The organism is Martinezella multihospitum, assembly GCF_900094585.1.
Lineage (GTDB): Bacteria > Pseudomonadota > Alphaproteobacteria > Rhizobiales > Rhizobiaceae > Rhizobium > Rhizobium multihospitium.
Window position 1 is genome coordinate 205378 of sequence record NZ_FMAG01000002.1, and the last position, 16029, is coordinate 221406.

At 58.2% G+C, this 16029-nt stretch carries 14 protein-coding genes and 1 tRNA gene; 10 read left to right on the forward strand and 5 right to left on the reverse strand.

Going from position 1 to position 16029, the window contains the following annotated elements:
* Positions 1-99: 99 nt before the first annotated feature.
* Positions 100-990: a LysR family transcriptional regulator gene (locus tag GA0061103_RS07800; protein WP_092709242.1), complete on the forward strand. Its 891-nt coding sequence runs from the start codon at positions 100-102 to the stop codon at positions 988-990.
* Positions 991-1153: 163 nt separating this feature from the next.
* The gene (locus tag GA0061103_RS07805) at positions 1154-1552 is read left to right on the forward strand and encodes a GFA family protein (protein WP_092709245.1); all 399 of its coding nucleotides are present in this window, start codon (positions 1154-1156) and stop codon (positions 1550-1552) included.
* 18 nt (positions 1553-1570) lie between these two features.
* Here the strand turns inward: GA0061103_RS07805 and GA0061103_RS07810 are convergent, their stop codons facing one another.
* The gene (locus GA0061103_RS07810) at positions 1571-5251 is read right to left on the reverse strand and encodes an ATP-binding protein (protein ID WP_092709248.1); all 3681 of its coding nucleotides are present in this window, start codon (positions 5249-5251) and stop codon (positions 1571-1573) included.
* A gap of 222 nt (positions 5252-5473) precedes the next feature.
* Here GA0061103_RS07810 and GA0061103_RS07815 point away from each other — a divergent pair, with 222 nt between their 5' ends.
* Positions 5474-5920, forward strand: coding sequence for a phasin (locus GA0061103_RS07815; RefSeq protein ID WP_069612335.1), 447 nt, complete (start codon positions 5474-5476; stop codon positions 5918-5920).
* Between the two features lie 216 nt (positions 5921-6136).
* Positions 6137-6213, forward strand: a tRNA-His gene (locus tag GA0061103_RS07820).
* A gap of 145 nt (positions 6214-6358) precedes the next feature.
* Here GA0061103_RS07820 and GA0061103_RS07825 read toward each other — a convergent pair.
* From GA0061103_RS07825 to GA0061103_RS34990, 3 genes are all read right to left on the reverse strand, one after another.
* Positions 6359-7339 carry a retron St85 family RNA-directed DNA polymerase gene (locus tag GA0061103_RS07825; protein WP_092709251.1) on the reverse strand — a complete coding sequence of 327 codons (981 nt, stop codon included), beginning with the start codon at positions 7337-7339 and terminating at the stop codon, positions 6359-6361.
* 1 nt (position 7340) lies between these two features.
* Positions 7341-8294: a retron St85 family effector protein gene (locus tag GA0061103_RS07830; protein WP_092709254.1), complete on the reverse strand. Its 954-nt coding sequence runs from the start codon at positions 8292-8294 to the stop codon at positions 7341-7343.
* 438 nt (positions 8295-8732) lie between these two features.
* Positions 8733-8879 (reverse strand): hypothetical protein, encoded by a 147-nt coding sequence (locus GA0061103_RS34990; RefSeq protein WP_167376545.1) that lies wholly within the window; start codon positions 8877-8879, stop codon positions 8733-8735.
* 191 nt (positions 8880-9070) lie between these two features.
* Here GA0061103_RS34990 and GA0061103_RS07835 point away from each other — a divergent pair, with 191 nt between their 5' ends.
* Positions 9071-9280 carry a hypothetical protein gene (locus GA0061103_RS07835; protein WP_092709257.1) on the forward strand — a complete coding sequence of 70 codons (210 nt, stop codon included), beginning with the start codon at positions 9071-9073 and terminating at the stop codon, positions 9278-9280.
* A 57-nt stretch (positions 9281-9337) separates the two neighbouring features.
* On the opposite strand, the gene GA0061103_RS07840 is transcribed toward GA0061103_RS07835, so the two are convergent.
* Complete coding sequence (locus tag GA0061103_RS07840; protein ID WP_092709260.1) at positions 9338-10219, reverse strand: LysR family transcriptional regulator; 882 nt, start codon at positions 10217-10219, stop codon at positions 9338-9340.
* A gap of 140 nt (positions 10220-10359) precedes the next feature.
* Between GA0061103_RS07840 and GA0061103_RS07845 the strand changes: the two genes are divergently transcribed.
* From GA0061103_RS07845 to GA0061103_RS07865, 5 genes are all read left to right on the forward strand, one after another.
* Positions 10360-11856 carry a CoA-acylating methylmalonate-semialdehyde dehydrogenase gene (locus GA0061103_RS07845; RefSeq protein WP_092709264.1) on the forward strand — a complete coding sequence of 499 codons (1497 nt, stop codon included), beginning with the start codon at positions 10360-10362 and terminating at the stop codon, positions 11854-11856.
* A gap of 142 nt (positions 11857-11998) precedes the next feature.
* Positions 11999-12346, forward strand: coding sequence for a VOC family protein (locus GA0061103_RS07850; protein WP_092709266.1), 348 nt, complete (start codon positions 11999-12001; stop codon positions 12344-12346).
* A gap of 156 nt (positions 12347-12502) precedes the next feature.
* Entirely contained in the window at positions 12503-12991 is a 489-nt protein-coding gene (gene rirA, locus GA0061103_RS07855; protein ID WP_092709269.1) for an iron-responsive transcriptional regulator RirA, read from the forward strand.
* A gap of 343 nt (positions 12992-13334) precedes the next feature.
* Entirely contained in the window at positions 13335-14930 is a 1596-nt protein-coding gene (locus GA0061103_RS07860) for an ABC transporter substrate-binding protein (RefSeq protein ID WP_092709272.1), read from the forward strand.
* Between the two features lie 89 nt (positions 14931-15019).
* The gene (locus tag GA0061103_RS07865; protein WP_092709274.1) at positions 15020-16024 is read left to right on the forward strand and encodes an ABC transporter permease subunit; all 1005 of its coding nucleotides are present in this window, start codon (positions 15020-15022) and stop codon (positions 16022-16024) included.
* The last annotated feature ends 5 nt before the right edge of the window (positions 16025-16029 follow it).

Here is a 16029-nt window from a genome sequence, read left to right on the forward strand (position 1 = left end):
CATGACATGACATTTGAGTTTTTTAGCTCATGAATATTTGCCTAATGCTGCCGGAATATGCATTCTCCCTGAAGAATTGTTATCTGAAGCGAGTTTGCCATGACCGAACTGACAAGCCGTCGCTTGGAAATCGACGCTCTGCGCGCCTTGTGGGCAATCCGCCATCACGGCGGTATAACCCGCGCTGCCGAGGCGTTGGGCCTGTCGCAATCCGCCGTCAGCCACAAGATCAAGCGGCTGGAGACGAGCCTCGATTGTGACCTCTTGAGCCGCAAGCCCGGAGCGTCGATGTTCACCACAGCCGGCGAGGACCTGCTTGACTATGCCGGGCGCATCCTCGGCCTGCATGACGAGGCGCTGCTGAACCTCTCGAAGACATCGCTTGCCGGCCGCGTTGCCCTCGGCCTTACCGAGGATACGACCTGTACCGACCTTGCCCGCATCTTGGGGCGTTTCCGTCGCCTGCATCCGAATGTCTCCGTGCGCACCAAGGTCCGCATGAGCCTCATCCTTCGTGGAATGCTGGAGCGAGGGGAGCTTGACGCCGCGATCGTGCAGGTTTTCGCCCATGAGGTCCGCCCGACCGATGTCGTTCTCTTTCGCGAGCAGCTGCATTGGGTCAAGCATCCGGACCTGGCTCTGCCGCCGGACGGCCCGATCCCTTTCCTCTCGTTCGATGACGAATGCTTCTATCGCCGATGGGCGCTCGATATCGGGCAGGATGGCGGCGCGGTTCTGGAAACCGTCTTCGAATGCGCGAGTGCTGCGGGCATCATCGCGGCCGTGACCTCGGGCCTGGGCGTGGCGTTGCTGAACGGCCGCCATTTGCAGCCGGATATGGAGATCCTCACTCACGGCTTGCCGATGCCACCCGATTTGGCCTATGTGGTGCGCCGTGGACGCAAGGTCAGAAATCCCGCGCTCGATACTCTGGTCGCCGAGATCGAAAGCGAAATCAGCCGTTACGGAGGCCTGGCTCTGGCGAGTTGAGCCGGTAGGGCCATTGACGATCCGACAATCGATGCCTCCATCCGGTCAGCATCCCTCGAATACTCGCTGATGTTCTGTGGCAAGCTGTTCCCGAGATTTGCAGGCCTTGCGCGACTGAGGCAGAATGCCGTTCTCTTAGGCAGCGAAATGGAGTGGCGCGCTTATGCTGATTGGCTCATGTCATTGCGGCAAATCAGGCTGGACACTCGAAGGCGATCCAGGCTCGGTCACGGCCTGCAATTGCACGCTCTGCCGGCGTTACGGTGCGTTGTGGGCCTATGACTACGAAGGGGAACGGGTCTCCGTGACCGGGTCGACGGCTTCCTATGCCCGCGCGGAAAAGCAACCGTCCCTCGAAATATTGTTCTGCCCATCCTGCGCCAACGTATTGAGCTGGCGCGGCCTGCGGCTTCAGAAGGATGGCCGCCGGCGCATGGCCGTCAACCTGCGGCTGGCGCCGCCGGATCTCGTCGCCGACCTGCCGATCGATCATTTCGATGGCCTCGACACGTTCGAAGATCTTCCTTCCGATGGGCGTTGCGTGCGCGATCTCTGGTTTTGACGACGAACCGAGATTGTTTCAGTTCGCCAGCACCCTCGGCGAGGGGAAGGTGATCTCGACCAGCGTGCCCTCGTTCGGAGCCGAGTTGATCGAGAAGGTCGCCCGGTTGGCGTCGACCATCGCCTTGGTCAGCGGCAGGCCTAGGCCGGTGCCGTCGCCGCGCTTGCGGGAGTTGGTAGACACCTGCCGGAAGGGCTTCATCGCCTGTTCCAGCTCCGAGCGCGTCATGCCGACGCCGGTATCCCGGATGCGCATTACGACGCTGCCATTGCCCTCATAGGCCGTCGATACGACGATCTGACCGCCCGATGGCGTAAAGCGGATGGCGTTGGAGAGGATATTGAGCGCGATCTGCTTGATCGAGCGCAGGTCGGCGACGACATTCGGCACGGCCTGAGACAGCGCCGTGCGGATGATGACGCGCTGGCTATTGGCCTGCGGCTGCACCAGCGACACGGCTTCGGTGATCGCTTCATTCAGGCCGACGGAGGCGAAATCCAGGTCCATCTCGCCGGCTTCGATCTTCGAAATGTCGAGGAGATCGTTGACGATATCGAGCACGTGGCGGCCGGAGCGGCCGATATCGGTGGCATATTCGACATAGCGCGAATGGCCGATCGGCCCGAAGCGCTCGCCGGCCATCATGTCGGAAAAGCCGATGATGGCGTTGAGCGGCGTGCGGATTTCGTGGCTGACGCGGGCCAGGAAGTCCGTCTTGTGCGCATTGGCGGTTTCGGCGGCGCGCTTGGCGTTGCGCAGCTCCTCTTCCGTGCGCTTCCATTGCGTGATGTCGCGGATGACGGCGCAATAACCGTTCGAGGAGTTCAGCCGACCCATGGTCATGAACAGCGGCACGAAACCGCCGGAAGCCTCGCGCCCGATCACTTCGCGGCCGTCATTGAGCACGCTCGCGACGCCATGGCCTGAAAGGCCGCCGAGATAATCGAGCACTGCCTTCTGGCTCTCATGCGCAAACAGCATGACGAAGGGTTTGCCGCGCGTTTCCTGGTCGTCATAGTTGAAGAGGGCGCTTGCCGAGCGGTTCATCGAGCGGATCTCGCCGTCCTGGCCGATGATGATGACGCCATCCGTCGCCGTTTCCAGCGTCGAGCGCAGTTCCTCGATCTCGACCTGCAGCTTCGCGACCTTTTCGAGGATGCGCTCGGGGCGGGCTTCTTCAGGAATTGGCTGCGCCACCGGTGCGGGCGGCTCGCTTCTTTCCACCGGCATCAGCGCCAGCATCAAGGCCGTACCGTCGTCTTCCCAGCGGATCGACTGCAGGCGGGCCGTCACCGGCACCAACGCATCGTCGGCGCGCACGACCATCATCGTGCCGGGCTGTTCGGTCTTGCCTTCGAGATCGTTGCGTTGCAGCAGTGCGTCCAAGCCGCCGACCTGTTCGAGCTCGTCGAGGCTGTCATAGCCGGTCAGCCGCAGGAATTCCGGATTGCCGTGGATCAGGCGATCGCCGGCGTGGACGAGAATCGCGAGCGGCAGCTGGTCGACGATGTCCGGCGACAGGCCCGTGCGCATCTTCACGCGCGGCGGAATGGCGCTGCTCAGCACATCCAGCGGGTCGAAATCCTCCTCCGGCTCGGCCGATGCCGGCGCCGCTTCGGCAGCAGCCACGTCATCCGCTATCGGGCCGTTATCATCTGTAGCCTCGACGAATTTCACGTCCGGCGTTGCTACATTCTCTTCCGCAATTGCCGCTGCCGGCGGCTGGTCATCGGTATGGCCGTGTCCATCCGTCGTTTCGGGTGCCTCGGAGAGGATTTCGTCGGCCGCATTCGGCTGCGGAGGAGCATCCGCACCCTCCTCATGCTCATGCTGCCCGTCGTGAGGCTGCTCCGCCGGCGATTCCGTGCGCTTGCCGAAGGGTTCGAGCTGTCGGGCGATTTCGCGGAAGGCTGCCTGTTCGCTCAGCGAAAGGGCAGTCTGTGTCAATGTCCGACGCTCGTGCAGACGAACGACCTTGTCCGACTCGCGACGGTTCGGCGTCTCGGAAATCCTTAGTGCCGGCGGTTCGTAGTGCGAGACCGGGGCGGTCTCTGCGCTATCCTGAGCGGAGCTTTCAATCTCTTCTGTCGCTGGGGATGGTTCAGCTTCGGTAGCTGGCGATTGCTCGTTGGATATAACTTCTGCTTCGGGGGGTGACTCGGCGACGGACGCGGTATCTTCAGCTGCCTGAGTGCCGAGCGCCATGCCGCGCTTCATCGGGTCTTCGATCGCGTCCGCCAGGCGGACGACGCCGAAGCCCCGGAAGCCGTCGAATTCGCGGCTGCGGGTATAGGTCGGCAAAGCGGCTAGATCGACCGGCACCGTCAGGCTCGTACCCTCCACCGGCCAGTAGATCGTGCGGCCGGACCATGTGTCGCGCCGCGCCAATAGTTCCGCGATCTTGCCGTCCGGATCGAGATTGAAGCGGCGGGCGACATCGGCAAAGGCCGTGCCGGCAATCTGGGCGGAATGCGGTCCCACAGCATCGGCAAATTCGCGGGAAACCTCGCTGAAATGGCCGGCCGCATCGATCTTCCAGACGAAGCGGGTGGCGCGCCCGTTGCGTTTGAAGCTGAAACCTTCCGCAGGTGCATTTTCAATATCGCTGTGGATTTCCGGATTGGTGCGAGTTTCCGGCGGACGCGGCTCCGCTGCCATCGTCGTCTCTAAGGCGGCGTCATCTTCGCTATCTGGCACGGTTTCCGGCTGATGCTCATCGGCGTGAGCTTCGGTCTCGGCAACTGCGCCGGGCGTGCTATCCGCATCGGCACTCGTTTCCGTTCCGGCTTCGCTTGAGTTTCCGGTCGCCGGGGCCACCTGCTGTTGCTCGTCCTCGCGATATTCCGGCGTCTCGTCCAGCTCCTCAATGCCCGCCACCGCATCGATGACGTCGCCGAAGGGGGCGGCCGGAGCGGGCTTCGGCTCCTCATCCGACGCTGCTGCCTCGAGCTCCTTGCGCGTTTCCTCCGCCTGCGGCTCGATGGTGGCGGGGCGAGCCTGGTTGGCAAGGCTTCCTGTCGGGTCGAGATGGCCAAGCACGGTTTCCACGACGAACAGCAGGTGCAGGGCCGGAATTTCAGAAAGCTTGCCGATGGCGGCAGGCAGATAGCCATGTCCGGTCGGGATCGGCCGCTTGATCAGCCGGTCAGGCTGTGCGCCGGCCATGGTCGTCAGCATCCGTGCGGTCTGCGGCGTTATGCCGAGCGTCCTGAAGCCGGCAGAGGCGGTAACGATTTCGCCGTCGCGGCCGATGACGGCAATGTGGGTATCAGGATCGTCGAACCCGTCGATCATGCGCTTGGCGCATTCGGCCGATGAAAGCGGCTTCGAAGAGACCGGAGAGGAAAACAGCACCGCCTCTTCGCCGGCCTGAATGCGGATCAGCTCGACGGCCGCATTGACGACAGCCCGCTGGAAGCCAGAGGCCATGCGGATCAGGAATGTGCGCTGATCGCCGATAGCACCAAGCCCGCGCGCCGTCGCCTCGATCTGGCGGAACGAGACGTCGCCGGGCTTCGGTCCCTGTTCGACGAAATCGTAGATAACGTCATAGCCGAAGAGGTTGGCGCCGGCCCCGTTGGCCCATAGCACGCGATCCATGCCGGTCGAGAACATGACCATGGCTTCACCGCGCGCGAAGCGTTCCCGAACGCGCGGATGCACGGCAATGTCAATGAACGGATATTGAATTGCGGGCATTTTCCAACCTGTTTTGCGGGCGTGATCGCCTCTCGTGATTTAACGGTTTATTAATAACGGCGCCCCGCTTTTCGGTCCAGCGAACGGCCCATTTTTCGGCCGGAAAGGTTAACGCCTTGTGCGGCGCACAAATATGTTGCACTGCACAATATTTTATATTATATACCCCTCACACAGGTTCACGACGGGCGCCTCAGGGAGGGCCCTTTTAGGAGCGTAATCATGGCTACTGTAAAGAAAGACGACGTTTTTTCAACGGCTGCATTCGATCCGTCCAAGTTCTCCGAATCCTTCCGCGACTTCGCGGAAAAGGGTGCTGCCCAGTCCAAGGAAGCCTTTGCCAAGCTGAAGGCTGCCACCGAAGAAGCTGGCAAGACGGTTGAAGCAACCGTGCAGACCGCACAGGCTGGCTCCGTCGAAATCGGCCTCAAGGCGATCGACGTTCTGCGCACCAATGCCGAAAGCTCGCTGGCTCACATGGAAGCCCTGCTTCGCGTCAAGTCCGTTGCAGAACTCTTCGAACTTCAGACCGCTTTCATCCGCAAGCAGGCCGAAGTCACTGTCGAGCAGGCCAAGTCCATTCAGGACACCACCAAGAAGGTTGCTGAAAAGCTGGCAAAGCCCGCCAAGGACGCCGCTGAAAAGGCAATGGCCTCCTTCAAGGCCTAATCACTTCCGATAAGCCTCCCAAGGCACGAATGTCCCGTTTCCAGGTGAAAGCCTGGGGCGGGACTTTTCATTTCGGCCGCAAGCCGGCGTGGCTGGTATCCTGCCGAGCATCATCATTGGATATCTGCAAAGCTTTTTTATATTGCAGGGAGATAGGACTTGAAATAATTTCAAAGTCCTCGTATGTCACCCCCGTTCGCGGCGACGCGAGCATGTGCGGTTGTAGCTCAGTTGGTTAGAGCGCAGGTTTGTGGCACCTGAGGTCGGAGGTTCGAGACCCCCCAACCGTACCATTCTTTCATTTTAGAAGCTCGCTCTACGGATTGCTGTCATCGAGCGATTTCCGTCATGATAGCTGTATGGCTTTCTTTTCGTAGCCGTTTCCTGTCGCGCGCCCTTTCACGACAGATCGAGAGGGGCGTGTTTTCTGCCACGAGCTCATCCACCTTCGAAAGAAATCGGCTGCCTTTTTTCCTTTGCATGCTTTTGATTGCTTTTGGTGAGAAGCATTTGAATTACACGGTCACTATGACGCTCAATTAATGTGAAATAAAAACTCGGCTCTACCGATTTGACAAATGCGATTCTACCCGCAAGGTGAGCGACTTCGCTCTCGTTGAGCTTACCACTTAGATAGTGATGCAATTGCGCCCTTAGGGTTCGCTTGTTGTCACGTCCGATTGTCACTCGCCCATCGTTTGATAGCGTCAAACCGGTCACTTTCCTATGGTATTTCATTGTAACATGAGTTGTTTTCTCATGATTTATTTTCAATGTTGGATAGGGAATTTCCCGCAGTGCTTTTTTTACCGCTTTTGATACGCCGGTGAGGTGTCCGGTGCGCGGTCCAGAAAACGTAAGATCGTCCGCGTACCTGGAATAGATTACATGGTCGTGGGCAACCGCAGCCGAAATCGCCTCGTCGAACGGGAACATGATGATATTCGAAAGCACGGGAGACGAGGGAGCCCCAATTGCCAATCTCAGCAACCGCCCCCCAGAAGGTCGGTGAAAAAGAAGAAGCGAAGACAATCGGACATCATTGGGATCAGTCAAACACTTGGTATGTTTACAATAAGCAACCCAGTCACTTTCAGTAATCGACGGGAAGAAATCTTTAAAGTCCAGCTTGAGGATTGGACCTGAATGACTATGTGGTAGTGCATTGTCCCGAATGCTTTTCCCTTTTCTGTATGCGGTCGCAGCCGAATGCACTGGTAATTTGCTTAAAAGAATATCCACAAACGCGCGCTGTATAAGCTTCAGTTCTCGAGCAGGTTGAGCAATTAGTCTGCTTCCGCCGTTTTTCTTTTTGATGTAATATTCCTTATAGCGGTCTGGAGCATTCGAAATGATGCTTTTAACGGTGTATTCCGGCAATCCCGTTTCTATAGAGAGCTGCTTCAAGAGGTCGGTCATCTCAAGCGCCCTTCATAACGTCAGAGATAGATCGGAATCTTAGTTCGTCGTGATCTTTCCAATAAGTCCGAATTTCAGCCTGCCACCGCATCCGGGTCAGCATTTTCTTTCCAGGTCGCGGATAAAATTGCACAGCAACGTTCTCTGTTGGCCTCGCCACGAAAAAGGTTTGCACGCCCCGTTTATGTGGGACGATCCATTTTGCGAATTCAGCGCATAACAGGTAATCGCTTATACGTTCAGGCTTGCTGCTCGCATCCAGGCAATATAATGCCGTTTCGATCTCTTCGAGTGTTAGCGCCCCATACCACTGAATGAGGCCGACGATCAATTTGATCATGTGGCCGCTGTAAGCTGCGTTGAAACTGCTATGCTCGGGAATTTTTTTCTCGCGCTGGCTGATCGCGTCCTTCACCAATTTCGAAAAAAAACCGGTATCTAAATTTTTCAGATCAGCAATGTCAGCGACACCCAAATCGGCGCGATTTACAACGCAAATCGCGCTATCGCCATTAGCGTTCTCGATGGCTCTAATAGGTCCTAATTTTATGAAAGAGTCTTCGCCGTAACGTTTGTCGTCCATTACGACCAATAGTTTATGTGAAATCTCCTGCACCATCGCGAAAGCGCCAAGTTCGGCGGCACTTCCAAAGCTCTCTGAAAATAACAACACTAAAGTTGATATCTGCGCTATATCGCTTTCGAGACTAAGAAAGTCTTTATAGTCGCCCTTTGGGAAAAAGGCATTTAGTTCTTCTGCCAGCATCGGTTGATATTTTTCGAAGTCTGACGAGTAAGCGACCCTCATGAAGGCATCTCGTAGTGAGAGAGGAGGGGTCGCGGTAGCATCGGTTTTGCCGCCGCAAATAAAAATTATCCGTGTGGGCTGATAGACCCGGATTTTTGCCGGGTCTATCAGTTCCAAAATATTCTCAATTTCTAGATCGTCGATCACTTACCAAAGGCTCGGAAGGTTCCAAAGTCTTACCGAGCGGAGCGGCCTCTGGCGGAGGCGGTAAGGCTTTGGAACCTTCCGAGCCGCAAAAAGGACACCAATTGAGTGAGGTCTAGCGAAGCGCCCGACCAAGCTACATTGCCATTCGCGTAAGTGTATCCGCATTTGATCCAAAAATTTAGGAAAGTCAATATTTCAACCCTGCGTGTTGTCGTTTGTAGAGCATAAATTAAGTGATTGAAATTAGCGCGTTGCCATGTAAATCGTCGTTTCGGGTGGCAAGTATCGGGGTTTTGGTAAATTCGCGGTATATACTAGGAGTATCAAAGACGCACCGGCTGCCACCATCGGCCTGCAGACGAATGTTGGTCAGCGCCGGGATGCTATTCTCTTCCGATCTATACGTCGCAAAATACCGACGCCTTTGGCTTCGCGGTATTATTTCTTGTCTTCAGGCTTCTTCGAGACATGGCCGGGCGATATCGGATCGCTTGCCGGAAAAGTCTCCTCCAGCGCTTCCTCCAGATAATCGTCCTGTTCCTTGTGTTCTTTCTCGTCCGGTTTCTGCTGCTTCTTGTCGCTCATCGTCCTGGCTCCTGATCTCTGTTTGAAATACTAGGCTTCGTCTGGCCTTTGTCCAGCAGCGAGGGACGAACGGTAGGGAATAACAAATCGCACCCATCTCGCAAATGCGGGCCGCATGCCGAAATTATCTTGGAACCGTCCGTATCGCTCGTCGTTGTGTCCATATCGGCAACGAGACGAAAGGAGCAGGCATGTCTGTACCGAACGAGCCGATCCCCGAGACGCCTCCGATGCCGGAACCAGGCTGGATGCCGAAGCCGCCAGTCGAGGAGCCGGATCCGGACAGGCTGCCGGATGAAATTCCCGTTCCCAATCCGGATGAGAACGAGGAACCGCCAAAGCATGCAGCTGCTTCGGCGTTGCCGCATCCGCCATCGTGGTGGAGTACCTTAATGCCGTGACCTTTGCCTGCAGGCAGTGGCGCATCCGCCAGCGCTGTCTCACAGGCCGACGTTCTTTCACAAGAAGGTCCGCCGCTCTTCGCTGACCAGCTCCTGCAGGAAGTCCGCGACGGTGCGCACGCGCACCAGGTCGCGGGCACTTTCATGATAGGTCGTCCAATAGGCGCGCTTGATGGAGACATCCGGCAGGATGCGCGTCAGCTCCGGAAACTGCCTGGCGATATAATCATGCAGGATGCCGATACCGGCGCCGGAGCGCACCGCTTCGGTCTGGCCGATGGCGGTGGAGATCTCGAAGGAGGCATCCCAGCTGCGCATGATCTCGCCTGAAAAATTGAGCGAGGCCGTAAAGATCAGGTCCTCGACATAACCGACGCGCGGATGGAGCTTCAGCGCTTCCACGCTGTCGGGCAGCCCGGCCTGCTCGAGATAGGCTTTCGAGGCATAGAGCCCGAGCGTGTAATCCGTCAGCTTCGATGAGACCAGACGACCTTGCTCCGGGCGTTCCAGTGTGATCGCGATATCGGCCTCGCGCTGCGACAGCGAGAAGGAGCGGGGAACGGGCACGAGCTGGATGCGCAGCTCCGGATAGCGAGCAATCAGCCGCCCGAGCCGCGGGGCGAGAAAGGAAACGCCGAACCCGTCGGGTGCGCCGATGCGCACGGTCCCAGTGATGGCGCTGTCAAGATGGCCGACACTTGCCTGCGCGCGTAACATCTCCGTTTCCATCCGTTCGGCAGCATGAAGGAAGATCTCGCCCTCGGCGGTCAGGTCGCAGCCATTGGTACGGCGCACCAGCAGCCGCGTCTTCAGCCGCTCCTCCAGTGTCGTCACGCGCCGGGAGAGGGTGGCGTGGTTGACGCCCAGCCGTTTGGAGGCGGCAAGGATCTGCCCGGTGCGCGCCACGGCGAGAAACATGCGGACGTCGTCCCAATCCATTTGCACATCCCCTTTCGCACAGGCCCTTTTGCACATGACGGACTTTAATTTTTGCACAACGGTTGCTTATAGCAGCTCATTGATTTGTGCAAATTGAAGTGCCATCCTGTCAGCATCCAAGAAAACGAGGAGGCACATCCATGCGTGAGATCGGTCATTTCATCGGCGGCAAGCACGTCGCCGGCACGAGCGGACGCACGAGCAACGTCTATAATCCGGCAACCGGCGAAGTGCAGGCGACCGTCGCGCTTGCCAGCGTCGAGGAACTTCGCGCCGCCGTCGCAAACGCCAAGGCCGCGCAGCCGAAATGGGCCGCAACTAATCCGCAGCGCCGCGCCCGCGTCTTCTTCAAGTTCGTCGAACTCTTGAACCAGAACATGGATGAGCTGGCGACGCTGCTCTCCAAGGAGCACGGCAAGACAGTCGAAGATTCCAAGGGCGACATCATCCGCGGTCTCGAAGTCTGCGAATTCGTCTGCGGCATTCCGCATCTGCAGAAGGGCGAGTTCACTGAAGGCGCCGGCCCGGCGATCGACATGTATTCCATCCGCCAGCCTGTCGGCGTCGGCGCTGGCATCACGCCGTTCAACTTCCCGGCCATGATCCCGATGTGGATGTTTGCGCCTGCGATCGCCTGCGGCAATGCCTTCATCCTGAAGCCGTCCGAGCGTGACCCGTCCTTGCCGATCCGCTTGGCCGAACTCATGATCGAAGCCGGCCTTCCGGCAGGCATCCTCAACGTCGTCAACGGCGACAAGGCCGCCGTCGACGCCATCCTGACCGATCCGGATATCGCTGCCGTTTCCTTCGTCGGCTCCACGCCGATCGCTCGCTACGTCTATGGCACGGCCGCCATGAATGGCAAGCGCGCCCAGTGCTTCGGCGGCGCCAAGAACCACATGATCATCATGCCCGACGCCGATATGGATCAGGCCGTCAACGCTCTGATGGGCGCCGGCTACGGCTCGGCCGGTGAGCGCTGCATGGCAGTATCGGTCGCAGTTCCGGTCGGCGAAGACACCGCCAACCGCCTCGTCGAAAAGCTGGTGCCGAAGATCGAATCCCTGCGCATCGGCCCCTATACCGACGACAAGGCCGACATGGGTCCGCTCGTCACCAAGGATGCCTATAACCGCGTCAACGGCCTGATCGACCGCGGCGTCGAGGAAGGCGCCAAGCTGGTCGTCGATGGTCGCGGCTTCAAGCTTCAGGGCTATGAGGATGGCTACTTCGTCGGCGGCACGCTGTTCGACCACGTCAAGCCTGACATGGATATCTACAAGACCGAGATCTTCGGACCGGTTCTCTCGGTTGTCCGCGCCAAGAACTACGAAGAAGCGCTCGACCTGCCGATGAAGCACGAATACGGCAACGGCGTCGCCATCTATACCCGCGACGGCGATGCGGCCCGCGATTTCGCCTCGCGCATCAACATCGGCATGATCGGCGTCAACGTTCCGATCCCGGTTCCGCTCGCCTACCACTCTTTCGGCGGCTGGAAGGCCTCGAGCTTCGGCGATCTCAACCAGCACGGCACGGACTCGATCAAGTTCTGGACGCGCACCAAGACGATCACCGCCCGCTGGCCGTCCGGCATCAAGGATGGTGCGGAATTCGTCATGCCGACGATGAAGTAAGCATCGCCATCACTGGCTCGTATCAGCCGCCGTCCATCTTTCGGACGGCGGCTTTTTTATTGCGTTTGTTTTCGATGGAGTCATCTTGTCAGGGCCGCCGTTTTCATCTAGAACAAAACGAGAACAACGGGAGGGCCGAGCGATGGCCGTAACCTATCAGATCGACTATCTCGAATTTCCGTCGAAAGACGGCCTGAAGACCCGCCGCTTCTTCGAGGAAGCCTTCGACTGGAGCTTTGTCAGCTATGGGCCGACCTACCACGTCATCGAGGCTGCCGGAATAGATGCCGGCATTGACGGGGATGCGGGGGAGGCGGCCGGAACGCCGTTGCCGGTCGTGCGCACCACCGATCTAGACGCCGCACAGCGCGCCGTCGAATTCGCCGGCGGCGTCATCACCCGTCCCGCCTTCGATTTTCCCGGCGGCCGCCGTTTTCACTTCCGCGAGCCGGGCGGCTGCGAAATGGCGGTTTGGATTTCCGTGCCATAAGTTTCGGGCATAGGCCGGGCAGCGATCGACAAGGCGGAACCGCAGAGCCTTCGATATAACGTGAATATGAATTTCATATTTTGGAATTGTTCAAAACTAAGAAAGCCACTATATACGGGTCCAGCCCCTAAGCAGCCTTGATTCCAGGAGATCGGCATGCGCTTGACCAAGCAGACAAATTACGCAGTGCGCATGTTGATGTATTGCGCCGCCAATGATGGCCATCTGAGCCGCATCCCGGAGATCGCAAGGGCATACAGCGTGTCCGAGCTGTTCCTCTTCAAGATCCTGCAGCCGCTGACCAAGGCAGGTCTCGTCGAAACGGTGCGTGGCCGTAATGGCGGCGTGCGCCTTGCAAAGCCGGCAACCGATATCAGCCTGTTCGACGTCGTCCGCGTCACCGAGGACAGCTTCGCCATGGCGGAATGCTTCGAGGATGGCGTGGTGGAATGCCCGCTGGTCGATAGCTGCGGCCTCAATTCGGCGCTGCGCAAGGCATTGAACGCCTTCTTCGACGTTCTGACCGAATATTCCATCGACGATCTGGTCAAGGCGCGTCCGCAGATCAATTTCCTGCTCGGCCTCACGGATCAGGATCACAAGGTGATCGCGAAGAAGCCGGCGGTTGCAGCGCCGGCCGCCTGATCAGCCATCCAGAATTCGATCGTGTTTTTGATCCGCGGTTACCTCCGGTAGCTGCGGATTTTCGTTTGTATTGCCTCCTATCCGGGCAATAAGCGGTTCGCGAATTGGGGGAAGAAAACGCCAAATCGTTCTGAATCTGCTAAAATCGTGCAATTTTTTGCCAGAATATTATCAATTCAGGGGTTTTTTCGTCCAAAAATTTCCAAACTCCATAAATTGGAAAAATTTTAGGCGGCGCTTGTTGCTTTCAAACTTAAAATAAAGTTCCATCGGCGCGATCCGGATGGGAACCTCTGGTGGTGTCCACGGCTTCAAAAGAATAACAAATCTGGGAAACGATATCATGAAAAAGATTTCTGTCCTGCTGGCAGTGACAGCCCTGGCTTCGGTCATGGCGACGTCCGCCTGGTCAAAAACACTTGTCTATTGCTCGGAAAGCTCGCCGGAAGGTTTCGATCCGGGTCTCTACACCGGTGGCAACACTTTCGACGCCTCGTCGCGCACGGTCTATAGCCGTCTCGTCGAGTTCAAGCATGGCAGCACCGAGATCGAGCCGGGCCTCGCTGAAAGCTGGACCGTGTCTCCGGACGGTAAGGAATATACCTTCAAGCTGCGCAAGGGCGTGAAGTTCCAGACCACCGATTTCTTCACGCCGACGCGTGACCTCAACGCTGATGACATCATCTTCTCCATCAGCCGTCAGCTGGGCACGGATAGCCCCTGGGCAAAGTATGTCGCCGGCGGCTCCTATGAATACGCCGATGGCATGGGCTTCCCGAAGCTCATCAAGTCGATCGACAAGGTTGACGATCTCACCGTCAAGTTCGTCCTGAACCGTCCGGAAGCTCCCTTCCTCGCCGACCTTGCGATGGACTTTGCCTCGATCCTGTCGAAGGAATATGCCGACAAGCTTCAGGCCGATGGCAAGATGGAGCAGATGAACCAGCAGCCGCTCGGCACTGGCGCATTCACGTTCGTTGCCTACCAGCCGGATGCCGTCATCCGCTACAAGGCAAACGAAACCTATTTCAAGGGCAAGGAAAAGATCGACGATCTCGTCTTTGCGATCACGCCGGACGCTTCCGTCCGTGCGCAGAAGCTGAAGTCCGGTGAGTGCAACATCATGCCTTACCCGAATGCAGCCGATATCAAGGACCTCAAGGCTGACAAGAACCTCAAGGTTCTCGAGCAGGCCGGTCTGAACGTTTCCTACCTCGCCTACAACACGATGGTTGCTCCGTTCGACAAGGTCGAAGTGCGCAAGGCGATCAACATGGCCGTCAACAAGCAAGCCATCGTCGACGCCGTCTTCCAGGGCTCTGCCAAGGTTGCGACGAACCCGATCCCGCCGACCATGTGGTCCTACAACAAGGACATCAAGGACGACGCCTTCAATCCGGACGAAGCCAAGAAGCTGCTTGAAAAGGCTGGCGTCAAGGATCTCAGCATGAAGATCTGGGCGATGCCGGTTTCGCGTCCGTACATGCTGAACGCGCGCCGCGCTGCCGAGCTGATGCAGGCGGACCTCGCCAAGATCGGCGTCAAGGTCGAGATCGTCACCTATGACTGGGCCCAGTATCTGAAGCTCTCCTCCGCCAAGGACCGTGATGGTGCGGCCATCCTCGGCTGGACCGGTGACAACGGCGACCCGGACAACTTCCTTGACACACTGCTCGGCTGCGACGCTGTCGGCGGCAACAACCGTGCACAGTGGTGCAACAAGGAATTCGACGATCTGGTGAAGAAGGCCAAGCAGACGGCTGACCTCAAGGAGCGCTCCAAGCTCTACGAAGAAGCCCAGGTTATCTTCAAGCGTGAAGCACCCTGGATGACCATCGACCATTCGGAAGAATTCATCCCGATGACGAAGAATGTCTCCGGCTACCATCAGGACCCGGTTGGCGTTCACCGCTTCGACGGCGTCGATATCGCCGAATAACAAAAAATCTGTAAGAATGCCCGGCTAGGACCGGGCGACCCGGCGGTCAGACACCCTGTCTGACCGCCGGAAAAATTTGGACAACTGTCATGTTGCGATTTTTTTTCAGCCGCCTTGCGGTGCTGATCCCGACATTCCTCGGCGTATCGATCGTCGCCTTTTCACTCATTCGCCTGCTTCCCGGCGATCCTGTCATGCTGATGTCGGGCGAACGCGTCATGTCGCCGGAACGTCATGCACAGATCTCGCACGATCTCGGCTACGACCAGCCGATGGTCGTCCAGTACGGCAAATATCTCTGGAACGTCCTGCATGGCGATTTCGGCGCCTCGATCACGACAAAGCGTGACGTATTGACCGACTTCTTCACCTTCTTTCCAGCGACGCTGGAGCTGTCGCTCTGCGCCATGATACTTGCGGCCTGTCTTGGCATCCCGGCCGGCGTTTTCGCCGCCGTCAAGCGAGGCACATGGTTCGATCAGAGCGTCATGGGCGTGGCCCTTGTCGGCTTTTCCATGCCGATCTTCTGGTGGGGCCTGCTGCTGATCATCTTGTTCAGCGGCTATCTGCACTGGACGCCGGTTTCCGGTCGTATCGGCCTTATTTATTTCTTCAAGCCCGTTACCGGCTTCATGCTGATCGACAGCCTGCTCTCCGGTCAGAAGGGCGCCTTCTGGTCCGCTTTCAATTCGCTGATCCTGCCGACCATCGTGCTCGGCACCATCCCGCTTGCCGTCATCGCCCGCCAGACACGCTCCGCCATGCTCGAAGTGCTCGGTGAGGATTATGTCCGCACCGCCCGCTCCAAGGGCCTGTCGCCGGTGCGTGTCGTTTCCGTGCATGCGCTGCGCAACGCCATGATCCCCGTCATCACCACGATCGGCCTGCAGACGGGTGTGCTGCTCGGCGGCGCCATCCTGACGGAGAGCATCTTCTCCTGGCCGGGCATCGGCAAATGGATGATCGATGCGGTCACCAAGCGTGATTATCCGGTGGTGCAGGGTGGCCTGTTGCTGATCGCCGGCATCGTCATGTCCGTCAATCTCGCCGTCGACCTGCTCTACGGCTTTATCAATCCACGCATTCGTCACTAGGAGCG